Source organism: Pseudomonas rossensis (assembly GCF_039888995.1).
Lineage (GTDB): Bacteria > Pseudomonadota > Gammaproteobacteria > Pseudomonadales > Pseudomonadaceae > Aquipseudomonas > Aquipseudomonas rossensis.
In genome coordinates, this window is the sequence record NZ_JBBWCB010000362.1 from 1 (window position 1) to 290 (window position 290).

General features: G+C 49.7%; 1 rRNA gene. It reads right to left on the reverse strand.

From position 1 onward, the window contains the following. Window positions 1-113: ribosomal RNA gene (gene rrf, locus WLY71_RS30880) — 5S ribosomal RNA — on the reverse strand; the annotation flags it as partial. Between the last annotated feature and the right edge of the window lie 177 nt (window positions 114-290).

The following is a 290-nucleotide window of genomic DNA, read 5'->3' on the forward strand; positions in this document are numbered from 1 at the left end:
TGACGATGACCTACTCTCACATGGGGAAACCCCACACTACCATCGGCGATGCATCGTTTCACTGCTGAGTTCGGGATGGGATCAGGTGGTTCCAATGCTCTATGGTCGTCAAGAAATTCTGTGACCAGCCCGTTACAGCGTAACGTGCCAGCAAAATTGGTGACTTCTACTAAAACAAAACCCCTACCTGCATACGCAGATAGGGGTTTCGGAATTTAATCTTGACGATGACCTACTCTCACATGGGGAAACCCCACACTACCATCGGCGATGCATCGTTTCACTGCTGA